Genomic DNA, 21245 nt, shown 5'->3' on the forward strand with positions numbered 1-21245 from the left:
TGCTTTTCCCCCTCATAAATCGATGGGGAAAAGGTAGCAGCCGATCTTTAACAGAAAGTGAGAATTCGGCCGCCCGCAGATAATTCTGGGGATCATTACCCCAAAAATAGCTACCTCATTTCCGGTAGGTGTGGCCGGTTGCGTCAAACAGATGCAACTTCTGCCTGTCGGCGGCAAAGCGCATCCTCTGGCCCTTCTTCACATCGTATATGCCGGGCAGCTTGACGACGATCGGCTCGCCCGGAACCAGGCCTTCGATATAGAGCAGCGTGACTTCGCCGAGCGCTTCGACGATCGACACCTCACCCTCGAAAAGATAGTCGGCGCCGTCGGCGATCCGCAGATCTTCCGGGCGAACGCCGAAGCTTGCCTGCTTGCCGGCTTCGGAGGCGCCGGTCGGCACATCTAGTGTCACCGACATGCCTCCGGTCAGCGTCACGGTCGTCTGGTTTCCGGTCGCGGCAACCGTTGCCGGGATGATGTTCATGGCCGGCGAACCGATGAATTTGGCAACGAAGAGGTTGGCCGGACGCTCGTAGAGATCCAGCGGCGCGCCGACCTGCTCGATATTGCCGGCGGAGAGAACGACAATGCGGTCGGCAAGCGTCATCGCCTCGACCTGGTCGTGGGTCACGTAGATCATCGTCGTATCGGCCATCTGTTCGTTCAGGCGGGCGATCTCGATGCGGGTAGCGACGCGAAGTGCCGCATCGAGGTTGGAGAGCGGCTCGTCGAACAGGAAGACCTTCGGATCGCGGCAGATGGCGCGGCCGATCGCCACGCGCTGGCGCTGGCCGCCGGACAGCGCCTTGGGCAGGCGACCGAGATATTGGGTCAGCTGCAGGCTCTCGGCCGCCGCTTTGACGCGTCGATCGATTTCCTGCTTGCTTTCGCCGGCGATCTTCATGCCGAAAGCCATGTTATCGAAGACGGTCATATGCGGATAGAGCGCATAGGACTGGAAGACCATGGCGATGCCGCGCTTGGAGGGCGGCACGTCGTTGACGAGATGGCCGTCAATATACATCTCGCCGCCGGTGATTGCCTCGAGACCGGCGATCATGCGCAGTAGCGTGGACTTGCCGCAGCCGGACGGACCGACGAAGACGATGAACTCGCCTTGCTTGATATCGAGGTCGATGCCGTGGAGAACGTCCACGGAACCGTAGGATTTGCGGATATCCTTCAGCGTCAGTCCAGTCATGTCTCTTTCCCCTCCTGATCCTTAAGCGAGACGGGCGAAATACGCCCCCCAAGCCGGAATATCGATCTTGTCGCCATAGTTGTTGCTGATAAAGCCATGCCCCGTCAACGCCTGCCATTCTCCCGCAGGCAAAGTGACGCCAGACTCAGTCGGGCTCATATTGAAGATACAGAGCAGCTTCTCATTGCCGTATTCGCGGGTGAAGACCAGCGCGTCGCCCTGCGGCTCCTCGAATTCGATCTCGCCCTTGGCAAAGGCCGGGTGCAATTTGCGGAAGGCGATGAAGCGGCGATAGTGCTCCAGTACCGAGGCCTCGTCGCCCTGCTGGACGCTGACGGCGCGCAGGATATGTTCGACCGGCACCGGCAGCCAGGGCTTGACCGTGGAAAAGCCGCCCTGGGCGACCTGGCTGTCCCAGACCATCGGCGTGCGGCAGCCGTCGCGGCCCTTGAATTCCGGCCAGAACTGGATGCCGTAGGGATCCTGCAGATCCTGGTAGGCGAGATCGGCCTCGGTCAGCGCCAGCTCCTCGCCCTGATAAAGGCAGACGGAGCCGCGCAGCGTCATAAGCAGCGAGGCATAGAGCTTGGCGAAGGCGTCGTGATCGGCGACCAGCCCGCCCCAGCGGCTGACATGGCGCATGACGTCGTGATTGGAAAAGGCCCAGCAGGCCCAGCCATCCGGTGCTGCGGCTTCGAAATCCTGCATCACCTCTTCGACGCGCTCGGCCGTCAGCGGATCGGGGGCCAGGAACTCGAAAGCGTAACACATATGCATCTTGTCGTTGCCGGACGTGTATTCGCCGACGATCTCGAGCCCGCGCTGGCTGTCACCGACCTCGCCGACGGCGGCAATCGCCGGGAATTCCTCGAGTACGGCGCGGAAGCGCTTCAGGAAGGCAAGGTTCTCGGGCCGGTTCTTGTCGTAGATATGCTCCTGAAAATTATAGGGATTGACCGCCGGCGCCGTCGAGGCGTTGCGTCGCTCGGGAGCAAGGGCCGGATTGTCTCGTAGAAGCGGGTCGTGGAAGTAAAAATTGATGGTGTCGAGACGGAAGCCGTCGACGCCACGGTTCAGCCAGAAGCGCACGACATCGAGCAGACGGTCCTGCACCTCGGGATTATGCAGGTTCATATCCGGCTGCGAGGTCAGGAAGTTGTGCAGGTAATATTGCATGCGCGTCGGATCCCACGCCCATGCCGAGCCGCCGAAGATCGACAGCCAGTTGTTCGGCGGCGTGCCATCCGGCCTGGCGTCGGCCCAGACATACCAGTCGGCCTTGGCGTTGGTCTTGCTGGAACGGCTTTGGACGAACCAGGGGTGCTGATCCGAGCTATGCGAGATAACGAGATCGATCATCACCCGGATGCCGAGGCGATGGGCCTCAGCGATCATCGTGTCGAAATCCACCAGCGTGCCGAAGATCGAATCGACATTCTCATAGTCGGAAACGTCGTAACCGAAATCGCGCATCGGCGAGGTGAAAAAGGGCGAGATCCAGATCGCATCAACGCCGAGGCTTGCCACATGCGGCAGGCGGGCGGTGATGCCCTTGAGGTCGCCGATGCCGTCACCGTTCGAATCCTGGTAGGAGCGCGGGTAGATCTGATAGATCACCGCGCCGCGCCACCAGTCCTTGTCAGGGGTCGAGATCGATTGGGGAGCCACGTTCATGGAATATCCTGTCTGAAGTCACGTTTGGAAATGGTCAGCCTCCCTTGACCGAACCCGCCAACAGGCCACGCACCAGATAACGCTGCAGCCCGAAGAAGACGAGCAGCGGCACAATGATGGTGACGAAGGCCGACGCCGTCAAAATCTCCCAGTTGCCGCCGCGCGAGCCGAGCAGAGCGTTGAGGCTGCCGGTCAGCACGATGTGGTCCTTGTCGGTGCCGAGGAAGACCATGGCGACGAGCAGGTCGTTCCACACCCACAAGAACTGGAAGATGGCGAAGGAGGCGAGCGCCGGGAAGGACAGAGGCAGGACGATGCGGGTGAATATCTCGAAATCGCTGGCGCCGTCGACGCGGGCGGATTCGATGATCTCCTTCGGCAGGCCGGCGATATAGGCCCGCAAGAGATAGATGGCGAGCGGCATGCCGAAGGCGGTGTGGGCGAGCCAGATGCCGGGATAGGTCTTCGACGGCTGGCCGAGCATGGTGCCGATCTCGTTATAGAGGCGCAGCAGCGGGATCAGCGACATTTGCAGTGGTACGACGATGAGGCCGACGACGAGCGCAATCAACAGCGCGCGGCCGGGAAACTCCATCCAGCTCAGCGCATAGGCGGCGAAAGCGGCAATCAGGATCGGGATGATCGTCGCCGGTATGGTCACGGTCAGCGAATTGATGAAGGACTGGCCGATACCCTCGCCGGTAAGAACCGTCTTGTAGTTCTGCATGGTGAATTCCGGCGGCGCCGCGACCGACGCATAGATGCGCCGCGGGCGTTCGTCGGGCGAAAAGGCGGCGTTCTTCATGTAGCGGTAACTGCCGTCGCTATTGATCAGCAGGCTTTCACCGTCGCCGAGATCGGCGGTCTGACCGGCTTCGAAGGCCGCCGGCTGCTGCACGCGGTTGCCGAAAGCTTTTACCGAACGACCGGTCTGACCTTCCAGCACATTGCCTGAAATGACATAGGCAGTCCCTTCCTGCTTCTGCTGGTCCGGCGTACCCAAGCGGACGGCGACGGTCTGCGTCGAGCCGACGAAGGCCGTCCACCAGCCGGAGACGACGATCTGGTCCTTGTCGCGGAGCGCACTGACGAAGATGCCGAGCGTCGGGATCAGCCAGACGATGACGATCAGCAGGACGGCGGCATGAACGAAGAGGCGGGCCGGGCCGATCTTGAAGTAGCTTCCAACAGCGGTCATCTCAGTGGCCCTTCAGTTCGCGATTGGCGCGGCGCACGTTCCAGACCATGATCGGCGTGACGGCGAGCATGATGATGATGGCGATGACCGCACTTCGGCCGGAATCGCCGCCGCCCCGGAACAGCCAGTTGAACATCAGATTGGCCAGCACCATCGTCTGCCACTGGCCGTTGGTCATGGTCAGCACGATATCGAAGACCTTGAGGACGAGGATGGTGATGGTCGTCCAGACGACGGCGATGGAGCCCCAGACCTGCGGCACCATGATGCGCCAGAAGATCTGCCAGCCATTGGCGCCGTCGATGACGGCGGCCTCGATCGTCTCCTCTGGGATGCCGCGAAGGGCGGCCGACAGGATGACCATGGCAAAACCGGTCTGGATCCAGATCAGGATGATCATCAGGAAGAAATTGTTCCAGAAGGGAACGGAGATCCATACCTCAGGGGTGCCGCCGAAGGTCTGGACGATGGCGTTCAGCAAGCCGATCTGGACGTCGTTGCCGCCGCGATATTCATAGATGAATTTCCAGATGACCGAGGCGCCGACGAAGGAGATCGCCATCGGCATGAAGACGATGCTTTTGGCGATATTGCCCCACCAGATGCGATCGGTCATCACGGCGATGACGAGGCCGAAGAAGGTGCAGGCGGCCGGCACGACGGCAAGCCAGAGGATGTTGTTGAAGATCGACTGGCGGAATTCGCGGTCGTTCAAGGCCCAAAGGTAGTTCGTCGCACCGACGAACTGATTGCCCGACCGGTCGTAGAAGGAGAGGATGACGGTCGCAACGACGGGATAGACGAGATAAACGATCAGCAGGAAAAGCGCCGGGCCGATGAACAGCCACGGCCGGATCAGCGCACGGCGGTTGAGATTGCGCGATGCGGCGCGGATGTCGCCATCCTTCACCGGCAAAGCGAGGTCCAGGATCTTGTTCGAAAAATAGAAATAGGCCGAGCACGCGAAAACGGCTCCGACCACGACGCCCAAAGCGGACACAATCTGCAACAGCATTTCGTCCCTCCCCTGCTTCCCCTGATCTTAATGCGACCGGTTGTTATTCTGACGGGTCAGCGCCGGTCATCGTCAATCAATTCGTATTGCCCAATCACAATATATCCCGTGATGGCCGGGCTCTTTGCGAACCCGGCCAGTCATGCAGGCCATGCCGCCGGCAAGCCGGCGGCATAATTCTGGAAGATTACTTGATGCCGTCCCAGGCGCTCTGGATTTCGCCGGCAGCCTCTTCAGCCGATTTGCCGCCGACGAAATCGACCATGCCCGTCCAGAAGGCGCCGGCGCCGATCTTGCCCGGCATCAGGTCGGAACCGTCGAAGCGGAAGGTGGTGGCCGACGTCAGGATCTCGCCTTCCTTCTTCATCTGCGGATTGGCATAGGCCTCGGTGCTGACGCCCTTATACGGCGTCAGGAAGCTCGACTGCGCCATCCAAACCTCATGGGCGATCGGGGTCTTCAGGAAATCGATGAAGGCACGGGCCGTCTTCGAGTCCTTGGCGATAGAGACGAGCGTGCCGGCGCCGAGAACCGGCTTGCCGAGTTCGGGATGCGACGCAAAGGTCGGCATGTAGAAGAAGTCGGCATCCTGGCCGAGCTTCGTACCCTCAGGGAAGAAGGACGGGATGAACGAGGCCTGATGGTGCATGTAGCACTTTGGCGGAACCGCAAAGAGGCCCTTCGGGCTGTCGCGGAAGTCGGTCGAGGCCACGGCCGCGACGCCGCCATCGACATATTTCTCGTTCTTGGCGAACTTGCCGAATTCGTCGATCGCGGCAACGACGGCTGGATCGGTGAACTTCAACTCGTTGGTCGTCCACTTGTCATAGGCTTCCGGCGGCTGGGTGCGCAGCATGATGTCCTCGACCCAGTCGGTCGCCGGCCAGCCGGTGGCGCCGCCGGAACCGAGACCGATGCACCAGGGAACGCCGCCATCCTTGACGATCTGATCGGTCAGGGCATGCAGTTCTTCCATGGTCGTCGGGATCTTGTAGCCGGCTTCCTCGAAATTCTCCGGAACGTACCAGACCAGCGACTTCACATCGGCCTTGTAAGGGAAGGCGTAGAAGGCTTCCTTGCCGTCCTTGCCCTTATAGGTGCCGTAACCGACCCAGCTGTCGCCGGCGCCGTAATTGTCCTTGATCCACTTGGAGTTGTCGTCGCCAAGCGGCGTCAGGAAGCCCTTGCTGGCGAGATCGGCCAGAAGGCCCGGCTGCGGCAGAACGGCGATGTTCGGCGGCGAGCCCGCCTGCGTGTCGATGACGATCTGCTGTTCGTAATTTTCGGAAGAGGAGTATTTGGCGTCGATGCCGGTCGCTTCGGTGAAATAGGCGAGAACGCTCATGAAGAACGCCTCGTCTTCGCCGCGCCACGGCCCGAAGATCGTCAGCGGCTGACCCTTCAGATCGGCATGAGCGGCCTTGAATTCGTCATAGCTCTTCCAGTTGAACTTGGAGTCCTGTCCCGGGGCAAATTTCAGATCGGCAGCAGACGCAGCACCGGCAAAAAGCGCTGCCATGGCAACGCCCATCAAAAATGACTTTTTCATGTGATCAACCTCCCATCACAATCCCAACCCGCGCCGAATTCCCTTTAAAAGAAATTTCAAAGCGCTTTGACACCAAACTCATTCCACTTTCGGTGGAATGGAGTCAAGTCATTTCACGAAAAACCGCTGTGGACGCGGCTCTTATCGCAGCGCAACAGGGGTTACCCGGAAATATGGAGCGATTTTTCTTGAGTCAAGCGCGCCAGATGCTACATAATTGAAAGCGCTTTGGATGCCACTGGGAGGCGGCAGTCTTTTCAAGACGGCCGACGGGCGGGCCGGGAGGAAGCATAGCAGGTGAATCTCAAACAGCTATCGGAATTGCTGGGGCTGTCGCAGACGACGGTGAGCCGAGCGCTCAACGGTTATCCCGAGGTCAACGAGGCGACCCGGGAGCGCGTGCTTCAAGCTGTCAAGGAAACCGGGTATCGCCCGAACAAGGCGGCGCAGCGGCTTGCCACCGGCAAGGCCGGCTCGATCGGCCTGGTCATGCCGACGGCGCCCGGCCATCAGTCCGACGTGCATTTCGGCGAATTCCTGGCCGGGCTCGGCGAAGAGGCCGTGCGCCACGACTTCCACTTCGTCATCATGCCGGCCGACCCGGATGACGAGGTGGCAGCACTCAGGCGCCTGGCGATCAGCGGCAATGTCGATGCGCTGTTCGTCGCCTATATGCGCGGCCACGACCCGCGGCTTCCCATGCTGAAATCGCTCTCGATGCCCTATGTCGTGCACGGGCGATCCTTCGGTTCGGAGCCGGACTATCCCTATCTCGACATCGACAATGAAGGCGCCTTCTATGATGCGACGCGCCTCTTGCTGCAGCTCGGCCATACGCGCTTTGCTTTGATGAACGGGCAGATGCATCTCGATTTCGCCATCCGCCGGAAGAACGGCGTCATATCGGCGCTGGCCGAGCGCGGACTGGCGCTCGACGAGGATTGCATGAGCCATACACTGATGACGGACGAGCAGGGCCTGCTGGCGATGGAACACTTCCTGCAGCTGCCGGAGCGGCCGACGGCCATCCTCTGCTCCAGCACTGTGCTGGCGCTCGGCGCGATCCGTGCGGTCAATCAGGCTGGATTGCGGCTCGGCGAGGATATCTCGCTGATCGCCCATGACGACGTGCTGCCGCTGTTGAAGCCGGAAAACTTCTCCGTGCCGCTGACGACGACGCGCTCCTCGCTGAGGGCCGCCGGCGTTCGCATCGCCCAGCGGCTGATCGGCACGGTGAAGCAGGCAGGCCCCTTCCCCGAACAGGAACTCTGGAAGACCGAACTGATCGTCCGGGCTTCGACCGGCCCTGTCCCCCGCTTTTAATCAATCAAAGCGGGCTTAATCAATCAGAATTGCGGCGGCGTTTGCCCTGCGGCGCGATGGGCGGCGATGACCGTGTTGGCCATCAGCATGGCAATGGTCATCGGCCCGACGCCGCCGGGAACCGGGGTGATGGTGCTGGCGACCTCGGAGACCTCGGCGAAGGCTACGTCGCCGACGAGCCGAGTCTTGCCCTCGCCTCTTTCGGGGGCTGCCACCCGATTGATGCCGACGTCGATGACCGTCGCACCGGGCTTGACCCAATCGGCCTTGACCATTTCCGGCCGGCCGACGGCGGCGACCAGAATATCGGCGTTGCGGCAGACCTCGGCGAGGTTCTTGGTTCTTGAATGGGCGATCGTCACCGTCGCATTGGCATTGAGCAGCAATTGCGCCATCGGCTTGCCGAATAGATTGGAGCGGCCGATAACGACGGCGTTGAGGCCGGAGAGGTCCTCGCCATGGGTGCGGCGGACGAAAACCATGGCGCCGGCCGGCGTGCAGGAGACCAGTCCGGTCTTCAGGTCGCCGATGGCAAGCTTGCCGGCATTGGCGATGCTCAAGCCGTCGACATCCTTTTCCGGCAGGATCGACTGGATGATCGGCTCGCTATCGAGCGGCTTCGGCAGCGGCAATTGCACCAGGATGCCGTGGATCGACGGATCGGCGTTGAGGGTGGCGACGAGCGCTGCCAGTTCCTCCTGGCTGGTCTCGGCCGGCAGCGTGTGCTGGACCGATTTGAAGCCGCATTCCTTGGCCATGCGGCCCTTGGAGCCGACATAGGCGTGGCTTGCCGGATCGTCACCGACGATGACGACCGCAAGACCGGTGGTGACGCCGCTGCTCTTTTCCAGCGCTGCCGTCGCACTCTTGACCGTCTGAATGACCGATGCAGCTACGTTCTTGCCGTCGATTACTGTCGTCACGCGTCTCTCCGCCCTGTTTCGCGCCAATCTATGGATAGTCGGCGAGCGTCAAATGCCCGCTAACGCCCTATCCTGTCGGAAAGCAGCAAGGCAATATCAAAAATGCAAGGAAATGTTTCGGTCAGCGCAGCGGCTGCCGTGCGTCAAGGCCATGAACAAGAAGCCGGTCGCGCAGTCCGGAGATTTCGGAGCGCAGCGCCTCCATCTCGTCGACCGTGGTGGTCGCGACCGGTTGCGGTGCCTGCGGCGCGGCAGACAGCGGTGGGGATAGCGGCATTTCCTCGGCGGCTGCACCCATCGGTTTCCGCAGGCGCAACAGGAAGGCCGCGGCAAGACCGGCGGCGAGACCCGCGGCAGCACCGCCTAGCGAACGGCCAGCCAGGCCGTCGGGCGCCGATACCGCCGTTGCGAGCGCCGGCTTCATCAGAGTGATATGACCGTCGGCGGCCGTCCCAGTCGAGGCGGAGGCCGCATCTTCCAGGCGCGAACGCGCGGCGGTCGCCTTCTCGCTGAGCTCGGTCAGACGAGCAAGATCGACGCCGGTATCCCGGCTTTGCGCGATCAGCGTGTTGCGCCGGTCGTTCAGGCCCTTGCGCGCATCGACGGCCGCCTTGGCAGCGACGTTGGCAGCCTGGGCAAGACGGGTAAGCTCCTTGCCCATATTCTCCTTCAGGCCGTCGGTTTCGGCCTGTTGCTGTAACAGCCGCGGATGGCGCGGGCCGAGCTCGGCCGAGAGCTGCGCAAGTGCTGTCCTGGCGACCGCATATTTGTCGCGCCAGTCCTGTAGCGCCGGCGAGAGCATATTGGCGGGCAGCGAACCGTCGAGCACCCCGGCAAGTTTTGCGGTCTTGAGCCGGTCGGCCTCAGCCTTGGCGTTGAGGATTGTCTGGTCGGCCTGTTTCAGATCGGCATCGAGCCGGTCGATCTGGCGGCGAAGATCGACCGCCACCTTGACGTTGCCCTCGCCGCTCTTTGTCGTGAAGGCTGCAAGTTCCGCCTTCGCCTCGTCATAGGCCTTGCGCAAGGCGGCATCGGTTTCGGCATTGCCGCCGGATCTGCCTCCGGCGGAAACCGCTTCGGCAAGTCTTGCGGCGATGCGCATGGATTTACCGCTGTCGCCGGTCGTCACCCTGACGAGGATCGTGGCAGCGGCGGCATCGGGCAGGATCTCGACTGCATGTTTCAACGCTGCCTCGGCGCGCGAGGCCGGATCGGCGGCGGCACCGGTCGCCGAGAGCAGATCGAGCGCAACGCCAAGCGCATCGACACTGCGGCCGGCAAATTCGGGATCGTGATCGAGTTTCAGGGCAGCGACCGTCGAAGCAACCACCCGCGCCGACACCAGCCCTTTTGCCGCAGCTTCCGTGAAGGCGGCCCGGCTTGCGGCATCGGTCTTCACTGCAAGCGTCGCTTCGGCACGGTAGAGGGCCGGCGAAGCCGGCATAAGCGACGGCAGGCCCGCGCCGATGATCGTGGCAGCGGCGACTATCGCAAGACCCATGCCGCCGGCGCGATGCCGTGGCGCTGTCGGGCGGGCTGCGACCGGTTCCTCACGAATGACCGCCGGCGTTTCGGGCGAAATCAGCGGCTCGCTGGCCGGCGCAGCCACGGCTTCATGGCGTGCCTGTTCCTGAGCAAATGGATGGCCGACATCATTGGCGGCCAGCAGGCGATTGCCGAGGATGGTTTCGATGCGATCAACCAGCGGCGCCGGGCGCGACGCTTTGGCCCGCTGCTCTTCCAGGGCGCGGCCGATGGCGCGCAGCAGTTCGGCCTCGGGCGGCGCGATATCGGGCCGGTTCAAGCGGGGCGATAATTGGGGATCATTATGCGCGCGCGCCGGTGCGGGCGCCGCCGGCCGGGCGGCTGCGCGATCGTGAAAGCTTCTGGCCCTGATATCGTACATTTGCGCCACATCTCATGCACAGGATGGCCGAATTCGCTCATCCACTGATGCAGATGATTAAGCCAGTCTAAATATTCATGGCAAAGAAAAGGTTAACCGCAGCGTGTAAGAACTATGGCCCTTAAATCGGCATCGATTTAAGAACAGATCTTCCAGAGCTACAAAGTGCCGGAGCGTCAGCTCGCTTTCTTGCGGTCCGACGGCGGCTGCAGCACGGTGTGATGCTCTTCCGGCTGGCTGAGGATCCTTTCACGCCGCTGGAAGCGGTAGCGCAGGACATGGAAAAGGAAGATCGGAATGCCGATGATATAGCGGCGCCAGAGGCGCGAGGGTTCCTGCATCATACGATAAGCCCATTCCAGCCGCATCATCCGCACCGTCTTCGGGGCGCGCGGGACGGCGCCGGAAACGAAGTCGAAGAGAGCGCCGACGGTCAGCACCAGGCGGGCGTGATCGGCGCGGATATTGTCGTGGACCCATTTTTCCTGCAGCGGTGTTCCCATGCCGACGATCAGGATATCGAGTTTCTGCCGCTCGATCTCCTCGGTAACCGCGGAGGAATCGACCTTGTCGAAATAGCCGTCGGAAACGACGACGAATTCATGCCAGGGCGTGTGTCGCCGGAAATTTTCCGCCGCCGCCTCGACGACCGAAGGTGCACCGCCGATGAGACCGATGCGGCGCGGGGTTTCCATGAAGGTGAGGAAGGCCGGCACGAAATCGGTGCCATTCAGGTTGGCGGGAAAGGGCGAACCATGGGCGATCTGCGATGCGATGTTGAGTCCGATGCCATCCGGCAGCACCAGATTGTGCGACATGATCCGGTAATATTCATCGTCGCGCAGTGCCGTCAGCATGTTATGGGCGTTGACGAAGCAAACCACGGTCTGGCCGACGGGAATGGAAGCCAGCTCGTTGATGAAAACGAGGGCGTCATCCCAGCCGAGATCGCAGACCGGCAGATCGAAGATCGTCCGCCGCGATGCGAGCACCGCGAAGTTTGCAATCAGATTCATTCTCACCTCCTGCCGAGGATGCTTCATGCGCCCGACATCCCGGAAAACAAGCCCACACCTCCGCCACCGGGTCTCGAAAGCCCCGGTCGCGTCCCGCCGTGACGGCGTCGCCCCGATTTCGGAAGCGGCACGCCAAGCTGTGTCAGCTGGTATAACAGGACGGGTTCAAACAACCCTTAGGAAAATTCCTTGAATTTCCCTGCTCGCATAAGTGGTTTGTTAACCACGCGCGCCAACGACAAACGACGCCCTACGGCGCCGTTTGTCGTTGATGATATGAGGATATTTAGTGGGCGGCCGGTGCCGGCGCTTCGCCGGCCGGTGCGGCCTCGACGATCTTGACAGCTGTGCCCACCTTCTTCGGCTGACCAGCGGAGCTTTCCTTGACTTCTTCCTTGGAGAGATAGTCGAGCTGCTCCAGCATCACGTCGGCGACATAGTCGCCGCCGAGGCGCTCATTCATGCCCTTCTTGATCTCTTCGCGGAAGGCCTTCGGATCGAAGGATTTGATGTGGGCGATATCGACCATCTTGTTGCCGACGAGCAGGCTGAAAAGCTCGTCCGTGGTCATCTCGGCCAGCGGCAGCGTCACGCCCTTCAGCATCTCCTTGTTCATCATGAAGGAAACGCGGCCGAGGAAATAGCCGGTGATCGCGCCGTTGCCGATGATCGGTACCGTGATGGTTTCACCCTTTACCAGTTCCAGCGCGCTTTGCTTGGAATCGGATGCCGCGGGCGCCGGCGCGGTCGCCAGGTACACCGACAAATAGACCGATGCCAAGGTGATGGCGCAAACCCATACACCGGTGAGGACGAGCTTGATCATCAGTTTCCACGCGCGGCGAATTGTTCCTGGGAATAGGTGCCGTCGGCGTCGGCGTCCTGAACGGCGTTCTTCAGCAGATCGGCGACAGCGCGAACCGCTTCGAGATGCGCCTCGACCCGGCGGGCATTGAGAACCAGCTTCTTCTTCAGGCCGTGCAACTGATCGAGGTGGGCAGCGGCAAGCTCGGCCGGATCGGTGTCGCGAAAGAGCATCGACAGCTCGTAGAGGCAGCGGCTCTTATGCGCATTGGAGACCTTGAGATCGAACTGCGGATCGCTGCCGATCCGGGTGTTCTCATTATCGATGATCATTTCGAGGCGTCCGAGAACGGATTTGATCCTGTATTCGTTCGAAACTATTTCCATTGTACCCTCGGTTATGCGTCGCTTAGAGCATGATGCCGAAAACTGTCCGCGGTTTTCGGACGCATAATGCTCTAACCCTTAATTGAGAACTGGATTCAGATTTTGGGCCAACGGGCCTAAATCATCCTGTTCTATCGGTCTTGGCGTCGGCCGTCGGCGTGCCAAATGTCTTGCGCTGGAAGTCGTCGATCATGCTGATCGCAGTGTTGCGGTCATGATCATCGGTCGAGGCATTGACGATCTTGGCTTCCTGCCGGCGCAACTGTTCGCTGTACATCTGCTTGGCGATGCCGATGCCATCACCCTTGGCCATGGTGTTGCCGAGCTGCTCGGCCATCATGCCTTTCCAGATATCGCCGGTCGCGCCCTTGCCGTAGACCTCCTCGCTTTCGCTCGGCAGCATGGACTTGACGAAATTCTGCAGAACCATGGCCTCGAACTTCCGGTAGCTTTCCGGCACTTCCTCAGCCTTGGTACGGTTCTGGATGTTGTTGAGGCCGCTCTTCTGGCCGATATGGTCGAGAACATCGACCGTATTGGAAAAGCCCTTGCCGTTCTCGGCGAGGCTCGTTGCGGCAAAGGCCGCACGATTTGCCTTCAATTTTTCCTGGGCCACCTGAACCTCCATGGGGTCGGCAGCTTTGACAACGTCCAGGACCAGATCACTGGGGGGCGAAATAGCCACGTTACAATCCTCTAATTTAAGATCGTAACGACTATGGGTTTCGAAGCTTGCTGGAGGCTGGCGTTGCGAATTGCTGATCGATGACATCATAGACGGCATTATCGTCGGCCTCGCGACGCTCGGCCTCGAGGGCCTCTTTCATGCCTTCTTCGAAACGGTCGCCCTTGGCGCGCTCGCGCGCCAGCCGCATCTCGTGGACCTCCTGCATGCCGGTCAGCTGCTTGTCCTTGATGCTGAGCCTGCCGAATCGGTCGGCGTAGTTCTGCGAGAAGGCATGGTGGACCGGGTCCATCGAGCCGAGCGCGACGATGACGTCGTCCATCGCCGCATTGACTTCGACGCGCTGGCGGCTGGTTTCGGCCAGATCGTTCTCGGCCATTCTTTCGATATGCCGCTGCACCGAGAGCAGTCGCTTGAGCTTCTGGGAGCGGTTCCTCTCGACCATGACAGCCTCATCGCCCGATATAGATGGAGCCGAAGGACTGGCCGAACTGGCTGACCAACGCCGCAATCGAGAAATAGATCAGGAACAGCCCGCCCATCAGCAGATAGGGTGTGGAGATGAAGTAGACCGGGATCTGCGGCGCCAGCTTGTTGATGAAGCCGATCGAGACGTTGAAGATCAGGCCGTAGATCAAAAACGGGCTCGACAGCCGCAGCATGATGTAGGTGGTCTGCTCCAGCGTATCGGTAAAGGAGATGAGCGTCGCGCGCATCTGCATCAAGCCGCCGAAGGGCATGGTTGTGTAGGAATCGACCAGCGCCCGAAAGACGATGTGATGGAAATCCATGATGAAGAGGATCATGATGCCGGCAAAGGTGATAAAGGCGGACAGGCTGGTCTCCGGCGTATCTTCGATGATGTCTGCGGAGCCCGGCTGGGTATAGCCGACCATCATGGCGAGGATCGTCGCGGCGAACTGCATGCCTAGCGTGTAGATTCGCGCCAGCATGCCGTACATCACGCCGATCAGCGATTCGCTGAAAATCAGGCCGATATAGGTTGCCGAACTGGTGTGGACGGCCGGATAGACCGTGTCCCAAAGCAGCGGCATGACGGCGATCGATAGCGCGCCGGCGATGAAGACGCGCAGCTGTTCGGGCACGCGCGCCGAGGAAAAACCCGGAAGAGCCAGCACACAGCCACCGATCCGGCAGAAAACCAGAAACAGCGCGAGAACGGTCCCTTGCGGGTCTGTTATCATGAAATAGAGCCCAAAATCTTTATCTCGATGCCCTTGGCCAGTTCGACATGCGACAGGACCGGGAGCGTGGCGAACAGCCGTTCGATGATCATGCGCACATAGGAGCGTGTTTCCGGCGACGTGACAAGGGCGAATGGCAGGCCGCGATCCATGAACTCACGGATAACTTTGGTGGCCTGCTCGCTGAATTCTTCCAGGCTGCGCGGGTCGATGTCGAATTCGATCACCTCGCCCTTGGCGTCGCGCTTCAGCGCCTGGTGAAAAGCGAGATCCCATTTGCTGCCGAGCCTCAGCACGCGCAGCACGCCATTGTCGGCGAGGTCGCCGCAGAGCTGCTGGGCCATGCGGATGCGGACATGCTCGACGATCTGCTCGGTCTTCCTGACATGCGGGGCAAGCTCGGCCACCGCTTCGAGAATGAGGTGCAGGTTGCGGATCGAGACGCGTTCAGCAAGCAGGAGCTTGAGCACCGCCTGTAGGCCCGAATAGGACATGTGCGACGAGCAGATCTCGTCGGCGAGCTTCTTGTATTCAGGATCGAGCCGGTCGATCAGCACCTTGACGTCCTTGTAGGACAGAAGCTGCGGCAGGTTGTTGCGGATGACCTCGCTCATATGTGTCAGCACGACGGAGACGTTGTCGATCGGCTGGAAGCCCTCCCGCTTCAGATCGTCGGCAAAATTTTCGAGGATCGAGACGGCCGGCATGCCGAAGGCGGGTTCGCGGATTTCGTCGCCGGGAATGCTGGGCTTGCGGCCGGCGCCGGTGACGACGAGGACCTCGCCGACCCGCAGCAGGTTGGAGGCAACCGTCGTGCCGTGGATGCGGATCTGGTAGGACTTCTCGGCGATGGCGATATCATCCGTCACCTTGATCTCGGGCACGACGAAGCCGTATTGCGTGGCGAATTTCTTGCGCATCTTGCCGACGCGGAAAGCGAGCTCCTGATGAGCGCCGAGCAGGCGCGTCGAGACCATCTTGCCGAGTGCGAGTTCGATCTCGGAGGTGCGCAGCACCGACTTGACCGAATCCTTTTCCAGTTCCTTGCTCTGGACGACCTTCTTTTCCTCCTGTTCGCGGCGAAGCATGTTTTCCGCCTCGACCTGACGGGGAATGAACCATGCGCCGAAGGCAAGAAGGCTGCCGAGGATCATGAAGGGGACAAACGGCAGGCCCGGCATGAGGGCGAGGACAAACATCAGAACGGCCGAGACCGAGAGCGCACGGGGATAGCCGCTCAGCTGGTTGACGACAGCCTGGTCGGTGGAGCCGGTGGTGCCGCCGCGCGAGACGAGCAGGCCGGCGGCCAGCGAGACGATGAGGGCCGGCATCTGCGAGACCAGACCGTCGCCGACGGAGAGCTTGACGAAAACATCGGCTGCTTCGCCGATCGGCATACCGTGGCGGAAATAGCCGATGATGATGCCGCCGAAGACGTTGATCGCGGTAATGATGAGGCCGGCAACGGCATCGCCGCGCACGAATTTCGAGGCACCGTCCATCGCACCGAAGAAGGAGCTTTCCTCTTCGAGCTCCCTGCGCCGGCGCTGGGCTTCCTTCTCGTCGATGATACCAGCCGAGAGATCGGCGTCGATCGACATCTGCTTGCCGGGAATGGCATCGAGGGTGAAACGCGCGCCGACTTCGGCGATACGCGTGGCGCCCTTGGTGATGACGATGAAGTTGATGGTGATGAGGATCAGGAAGACGATCAGACCGATGACGAAGTCGCCGGACATGACAAGGCTTGCGAAACCGGCGATGACGCCGCCTGCTGCATCGTGACCTTCATTGCCGTGGGACAGGATGACGCGGGTCGTCGCGATGTTCAGCGCCAGCCGGGTCATCGTCGCGATCAGCAGAATGGTTGGGAAAGACGAGAAATCGAGCGGTTTCTGGATCCACAGCGCGACCATCAGGATCAGCACCGAAAAGGCGATCGAGAAGGCCAGTCCCATGTCGATCAGGAAGGCTGGGATCGGCAGGAAGAGAATGCAGATGATGCCGATGATGCCAAGGGCAAAACCCACATCGCGTAGGCTCGGGGCAACTTTCGGAAGGGGGAGTGCAGGTGGTTGCGCCATATCGATTCCGTCTCTTCATGAGAGGAGGCGGACATGCAGTCCGCCCAATTCGGATCGAGACTTAAATGGCGAAGCTTGCGCGAAGTTGGCTCAGAAGCCCGACTGGATGCGCGAGAAGACCAGATTGGTGAAAATGGAGATCTGCGAGCCGACGAAGGGGGCGGTGACGCCGACCACGACCAGCACGGCGACGATCTTCGGCACGAAGGTCAGTGTTGCCTCCTGCACCTGGGTCAGCGCCTGGATCAAGGCGATGACGAGACCCACTACCATCGCGGCGAGGACCGCCGGACCGGAGGCTATGAGCACGGTCCAGATCGCCGCTTGGAACAGATCCAGTGCATCAGCTTCATTCATCTGAAGGCAACCTCATATCGCCTTGAAGCGGCCCCGCCATGTTAGGGGCCGCGATTGATTGGATTATCCGGCGCATCGCGCCGTAGCATCAGGACTCGCTGCTGTCCGTTGTCGTGGTGGTCGTGGTCGGTGCCTGGCTGGCAACAGTGATTCCCGCCTGCACGAGTATCTTACCGCCATCCTTGGTCGTCGCAATGATGCCGTCGGAATAAACTTTGACGGAATCGACGATGCCTTTGACAGTGCCGTCGGCGCTTTCCATGTATTTTCCGACGTAGCTGCTTGCCTGGGTGAGGCTTGAGCTCGACAGAAGCGTATCCAGCTTGGTGTTGGTCTGGATCGTCTGCTCGACCTGCGAGAAACTTGCCAGCTGTGACATCTGCTCGCTGGCATCGACCGGATCGGTCGGATCCTGGTTCTTCATCTGCGCGATGAGCAGCTGGAGGAAATTGTCGTAGTTCAGCGTCGCCTTCTTCTGGGCCGAACTCGTCGAGTTCGATGTCGAAGTGCTCACGCCTGATGTTGCATCTACCGCCATGGTGCAATCTCCCTGCGAATCTGCTCGACCATCGTCGGCGGCATTTCGTGGTTGTTGAGGATATTGTCTTCGATTGCATAGAGGCCGCGGATGGCCTTCAGCGCGTCGAAAGCGCGGCCGGTCGAGACGAGTGCATCGATGCGCTTCAGTTCGGCGAGGATTTCCTCGTTCTTGAAGCAGGTGAGCAGCATGGTGATCGACTTGCGGAACATCGCCGTCGAGTGGTCCTTGCCCTCGGGATTGATGAGGATCATCTGCGCGATGAAGTAGAGCTGACGCAGCGGTGTGGTGGCGCCTTCCGGCTGGAGGACGTGGTTTTCGAGAAGGAACGTCACATCATTCAGGAATTCCAGCGCGACCTTCCGGTCGACGCGCAGGACGGCGCCGTTGATGAAGATTCTTTCTCCGGCTTTCAGAGAAATGCGAAGTGTACTTTTCATTTAAGTCCATCCCTGATGATGGTGGTAACGTCGATGATGCCCTGGTAATTGTTCGACAGACGTTTTCGGATCCTGTCGCATTCCTTCAATATCCAGATCGCAATCGAGATGAGGTTGGCCCTGAGCTCGATCTCCAGCTGGTTGTCGGGATGTTTCAGATCCTCGATGAAGCTGATCCAGACCCGGCGCGTATAAAACAGGGCTTCGATGGCTTCCCGACCGTATTTTTCCTTATCGCGCGCCAGCGACAGCAGGTCTATGGACCGGTCAAGGACCTGCCATTCCCGCTCTTTCGCGTCGGCCACCGAGTCCTGCATGACTTCGGCATAAGAGAACTGATACATTCATGCATCCTTCTTAATCTTGCGCGCCTTTGATCATCAAAGGTAGTTTACGAGACTCAACTGCTGGATCTTCGAGACGATCGTGTAAGCCGTTTCAAGCTGCGTTTCCAAAGTCTTGACGAGGGTCGATGCCTCGTAGGGATCGACGCCCTGGAGATCGACGAGCTTGTTCTTGATAATATTCGACTGGGCGTCGAGGGCGTCGTTGGACTTCTTGACGCGCTCCTGGGAAAGGCCGAGCTGGCTTGCCTGCGTCACGAGGCCGCTGGTCGCCTTCGTGGTGTAGGTGATCGCCTGCTTCGACACCGTGCTCATCGCATCGGCACTGAGGTTCTGGCCGAGCAGCGCCGAGGTCATCACCGAGGCGAGCGCCATGTAGCGCATGCCTTCGGAATTGGCGTTGGTCGAGGATTCGATCACTTCGGAATTGCTGATGCGGCTCGTCATGTTCTGGCTCGATGCCTGCGACCAGCCGGTCGTCGCATTCGTCCAGTTTGCCTGGCTGAACATCGGCTCGACCGTCGTCGTGATGAAGGTCTGCATTTCAGCGCCGGTGAGAGCGCTGACCGCCTTCGGCGGGACGAGAGCGCCGGCATAGGTGTTCAGTGCTGTGACGATGGCCGCACTCGTCGCCGTCGTCTTGTCGGTCAGCGGCTGCACATCGGTGTTGATGCCCGAGAACAGATATTCGCCATTCACCATTGTATTGGCCGTGTCCATCATGGTGGACAGAGCGCTGGTCGCCGACTGGATGGCGACGGTGACGCTGCCGGGATCGTGGCTGCCCTGGAGCGCCGTCAGCTTCGAAACCAGGCCGTCGCCGACGTCCTTCATCTTGGAGAGGCCGAGCTGCGAGGATTCCATGCGGGCGGTGACGAGCGAATTGCTTGCTTTGATCGAGTCGATCCGGTCGGTTTCGCGGCTGAAGTCGACGCTTCTCGCGGCATTGCCGCCGAGCGAGACACCGATATCCGCATAGACACCCGTCGTTGCTTCCATCGTCGCCTTGGTCATCTGGTTCTGCGCCTGACGGATCGTCAACCGCATCGCATTCTGAATGGCCGAACTTGAAATAAATGAGCTCTTCATGGCTTAACTCGCAATATCCAGCAATGACTTCAGCATTTCGTCGACGGCATTCAGAATCTTGGTCGCCGCCTTGTAGGACTGCTCTATGTCGAGGAGCAGCGTCAGTTCCTCGTCGAGGTTGACGCCGGTCTCATTGGAATAGGCTTCATCGGAGCGCGACAGCGCCGCCGAGCTGTTCTCCGCCGCCGTCGTGGCGTTGCTGCGGTACTGCTCGAGCCAGCCGAGGGAATTGGTGGCATATTCCATGATGCTGACGTTGGAATCGATGCCGGTCGTCGCGTCGAAACCGACCGCTGGTCCCGCTGCCGGGTCGAAATCCATGTCGGAGCCCAGCGCCGTGTAGAGACGATCGAGCTCCGTCGTATAACCGCTGAGGTGGGTGGGATTGCTGACGAGGCCGTTGGCATTGACGCCGCCATCACGCAGGCGCATCGGATCGCCGCCCTGCGAGGTGATGACGCGGCTGCTGACGGTGATGGTCGAGGCCATGCCGGCAACCGCGGTGGCGCCAGTATCGACCGTACCGCCGCTCCAGGTGAAGAGGCCGGGCACATAGGCCGGGCCGGCTGCCGTGTTCTGCTCCTTGAAAAGCGAGACCAGGCCACGGGCGATTTCATCGAGCTGCTTCTGGAAGTTGGGGGCGATCTCGTCACGAACCTGGAGGAGCGACTGGAGGCTTCCCTGCCCCGTCGTCGTCGATCCGCTGCCGCGCGCAAGTGCGACACCGTCGATATAGACCGAATTTCCGACCGTGGTAGCGGTGTAGACGTCCTGAGACTTGAACGTCACCTTGCGCGGGACCGTCTCGAAAAGGATTGTCCCGTCGGAGGTGCTCAGCACCATGTCGTTGTTGTCGCGCGTCGTCGTGTTGACGCCGACGATCTGCGAAATCTGCTTGAGCGCTTTCTCGCGCTCGTCGAGCGCGCCCGATGCATCCGCACCCGAGGCCGTGGCGGTCTTCACCGCATTGTTGGCCTTCTCGAAGTCGCTGAGCAGAGTATTCAGTTTATCGACGTCGGTGGCGATCTGCTTGTCGGCGGTGGCGCGGACGTCCTGCACGGATTGCGAGGCATTGTTCAGCGAGTTGGCGACATCCTGTGCGGCAGTGATCGCGCCCTGGGCAGCAACCGTGCTGCCCGGCGTCGTGCGGAAGGCCTGAAGCTTCTGCTGGAAAATCCCGAGATAGGTGGATGGCGACGTTTCGTAGTCGTTGCCACCCATGATCGACTTGAGGTCCTCGAGGCCGCCCAGCAATGCCTGCTGGGCGCTGTCCTGTGAGGAGGTCTTCAGATATTGGCGCAGCAGGGCATCTTCCTGTGCCCGGTCGATCTTGACGACCTGCGCGCCGTTCAAGGACGTGGTGAGCATCGCCTGTCGGCGCACGTAATCTTTGTTGCCCGCGTTCGAGATATTGTTCGATACGACACTGCTCTGCGTGCCGGTATTGTTGAATATGTTCTGCGCGGTATTAAGTGCGGATGTGAGCGACATAGCTTACCCGTTA

Annotated in this window: 21 protein-coding genes; 1 reads left to right on the forward strand and 20 read right to left on the reverse strand. The window is 60.6% G+C overall.

Features of this window, described 5'->3' with window-relative positions:
* Nucleotides 1–115: 115 nt before the first annotated feature.
* The 5 genes from ATY29_RS07265 to ATY29_RS07285 all read right to left on the reverse strand — a co-directional run bounded on the left by ATY29_RS07265 (nucleotide 116) and on the right by ATY29_RS07285 (nucleotide 6640).
* On the reverse strand, nucleotides 116–1204 hold the full coding sequence (locus ATY29_RS07265; RefSeq protein WP_025415353.1) for an ABC transporter ATP-binding protein: 1089 nt from the start codon (nucleotides 1202–1204) through the stop codon (nucleotides 116–118).
* 21 nt (nucleotides 1205–1225) lie between these two features.
* Nucleotides 1226–2878: a beta-galactosidase BglA gene (gene bglA, locus ATY29_RS07270; RefSeq protein WP_097535667.1), complete on the reverse strand. Its 1653-nt coding sequence runs from the start codon at nucleotides 2876–2878 to the stop codon at nucleotides 1226–1228.
* Between the two features lie 34 nt (nucleotides 2879–2912).
* Entirely contained in the window at nucleotides 2913–4076 is a 1164-nt protein-coding gene (locus tag ATY29_RS07275; protein WP_003570262.1) for a carbohydrate ABC transporter permease, read from the reverse strand.
* Nucleotide 4077: 1 nt separating this feature from the next.
* Complete coding sequence (locus ATY29_RS07280; protein ID WP_003570264.1) at nucleotides 4078–5091, reverse strand: carbohydrate ABC transporter permease; 1014 nt, start codon at nucleotides 5089–5091, stop codon at nucleotides 4078–4080.
* Nucleotides 5092–5278: 187 nt separating this feature from the next.
* Nucleotides 5279–6640, reverse strand: a complete 1362-nt coding sequence (locus ATY29_RS07285; RefSeq protein ID WP_097535669.1) for an ABC transporter substrate-binding protein — start codon at nucleotides 6638–6640, stop codon at nucleotides 5279–5281.
* A gap of 297 nt (nucleotides 6641–6937) precedes the next feature.
* Here ATY29_RS07285 and ATY29_RS07290 point away from each other — a divergent pair, with 297 nt between their 5' ends.
* Nucleotides 6938–7963, forward strand: a complete 1026-nt coding sequence (locus tag ATY29_RS07290; RefSeq protein ID WP_003570267.1) for a LacI family DNA-binding transcriptional regulator — start codon at nucleotides 6938–6940, stop codon at nucleotides 7961–7963.
* 23 nt (nucleotides 7964–7986) lie between these two features.
* Here ATY29_RS07290 and folD read toward each other — a convergent pair whose 3' ends face one another.
* From folD to flgK, 15 genes are all read right to left on the reverse strand, one after another.
* The gene (gene folD, locus ATY29_RS07295; RefSeq protein ID WP_003570270.1) at nucleotides 7987–8886 is read right to left on the reverse strand and encodes a bifunctional methylenetetrahydrofolate dehydrogenase/methenyltetrahydrofolate cyclohydrolase FolD; all 900 of its coding nucleotides are present in this window, start codon (nucleotides 8884–8886) and stop codon (nucleotides 7987–7989) included.
* Between the two features lie 121 nt (nucleotides 8887–9007).
* A complete protein-coding gene (locus ATY29_RS07300; protein WP_097535671.1) occupies nucleotides 9008–10792 on the reverse strand; it encodes a GumC domain-containing protein in 1785 nt (594 codons plus the stop codon).
* Between the two features lie 176 nt (nucleotides 10793–10968).
* Nucleotides 10969–11808, reverse strand: coding sequence for a WecB/TagA/CpsF family glycosyltransferase (locus tag ATY29_RS07305; protein ID WP_097535673.1), 840 nt, complete (start codon nucleotides 11806–11808; stop codon nucleotides 10969–10971).
* Nucleotides 11809–12094: 286 nt separating this feature from the next.
* Nucleotides 12095–12634 (reverse strand): hypothetical protein, encoded by a 540-nt coding sequence (locus ATY29_RS07310; protein WP_003570275.1) that lies wholly within the window; start codon nucleotides 12632–12634, stop codon nucleotides 12095–12097.
* The gene (locus ATY29_RS07315; RefSeq protein ID WP_003570277.1) at nucleotides 12634–12999 is read right to left on the reverse strand and encodes a hypothetical protein; all 366 of its coding nucleotides are present in this window, start codon (nucleotides 12997–12999) and stop codon (nucleotides 12634–12636) included. The genes ATY29_RS07310 and ATY29_RS07315 overlap by 1 nt, the downstream gene beginning before the upstream one ends.
* A gap of 121 nt (nucleotides 13000–13120) precedes the next feature.
* Nucleotides 13121–13684 carry a rod-binding protein gene (locus ATY29_RS07320; protein ID WP_025415348.1) on the reverse strand — a complete coding sequence of 188 codons (564 nt, stop codon included), beginning with the start codon at nucleotides 13682–13684 and terminating at the stop codon, nucleotides 13121–13123.
* A gap of 31 nt (nucleotides 13685–13715) precedes the next feature.
* Entirely contained in the window at nucleotides 13716–14129 is a 414-nt protein-coding gene (locus ATY29_RS07325) for a hypothetical protein (protein ID WP_025415347.1), read from the reverse strand.
* Nucleotides 14130–14136: 7 nt separating this feature from the next.
* A complete protein-coding gene (fliR, locus tag ATY29_RS07330) occupies nucleotides 14137–14889 on the reverse strand; it encodes a flagellar biosynthetic protein FliR (RefSeq protein WP_003570283.1) in 753 nt (250 codons plus the stop codon).
* The gene (gene flhA / locus ATY29_RS07335; protein WP_025415346.1) at nucleotides 14886–16973 is read right to left on the reverse strand and encodes a flagellar biosynthesis protein FlhA; all 2088 of its coding nucleotides are present in this window, start codon (nucleotides 16971–16973) and stop codon (nucleotides 14886–14888) included. The genes fliR and flhA overlap by 4 nt, the downstream gene beginning before the upstream one ends.
* Nucleotides 16974–17063: 90 nt before the next feature.
* Nucleotides 17064–17330 carry a flagellar biosynthesis protein FliQ gene (gene fliQ, locus ATY29_RS07340; protein ID WP_003570287.1) on the reverse strand — a complete coding sequence of 89 codons (267 nt, stop codon included), beginning with the start codon at nucleotides 17328–17330 and terminating at the stop codon, nucleotides 17064–17066.
* An 88-nt stretch (nucleotides 17331–17418) separates the two neighbouring features.
* Nucleotides 17419–17868, reverse strand: coding sequence for a flagellar hook assembly protein FlgD (gene flgD / locus ATY29_RS07345; RefSeq protein WP_003570290.1), 450 nt, complete (start codon nucleotides 17866–17868; stop codon nucleotides 17419–17421).
* Entirely contained in the window at nucleotides 17859–18308 is a 450-nt protein-coding gene (gene flbT, locus ATY29_RS07350) for a flagellar biosynthesis repressor FlbT (protein WP_003570292.1), read from the reverse strand. The genes flgD and flbT overlap by 10 nt, the downstream gene beginning before the upstream one ends.
* Nucleotides 18305–18652, reverse strand: a complete 348-nt coding sequence (flaF, locus tag ATY29_RS07355) for a flagellar biosynthesis regulator FlaF (protein WP_003570294.1) — start codon at nucleotides 18650–18652, stop codon at nucleotides 18305–18307. Before flaF ends, flbT begins: the two co-directional genes overlap by 4 nt.
* A gap of 36 nt (nucleotides 18653–18688) precedes the next feature.
* Nucleotides 18689–19741 carry a flagellar hook-associated family protein gene (locus ATY29_RS07360; protein WP_003570296.1) on the reverse strand — a complete coding sequence of 351 codons (1053 nt, stop codon included), beginning with the start codon at nucleotides 19739–19741 and terminating at the stop codon, nucleotides 18689–18691.
* A 3-nt stretch (nucleotides 19742–19744) separates the two neighbouring features.
* On the reverse strand, nucleotides 19745–21232 hold the full coding sequence (flgK, locus tag ATY29_RS07365) for a flagellar hook-associated protein FlgK (protein ID WP_003570298.1): 1488 nt from the start codon (nucleotides 21230–21232) through the stop codon (nucleotides 19745–19747).
* Nucleotides 21233–21245 lie beyond the last annotated feature (13 nt).

Source organism: Rhizobium hidalgonense (assembly GCF_002914525.1).
Lineage (GTDB): Bacteria > Pseudomonadota > Alphaproteobacteria > Rhizobiales > Rhizobiaceae > Rhizobium > Rhizobium hidalgonense.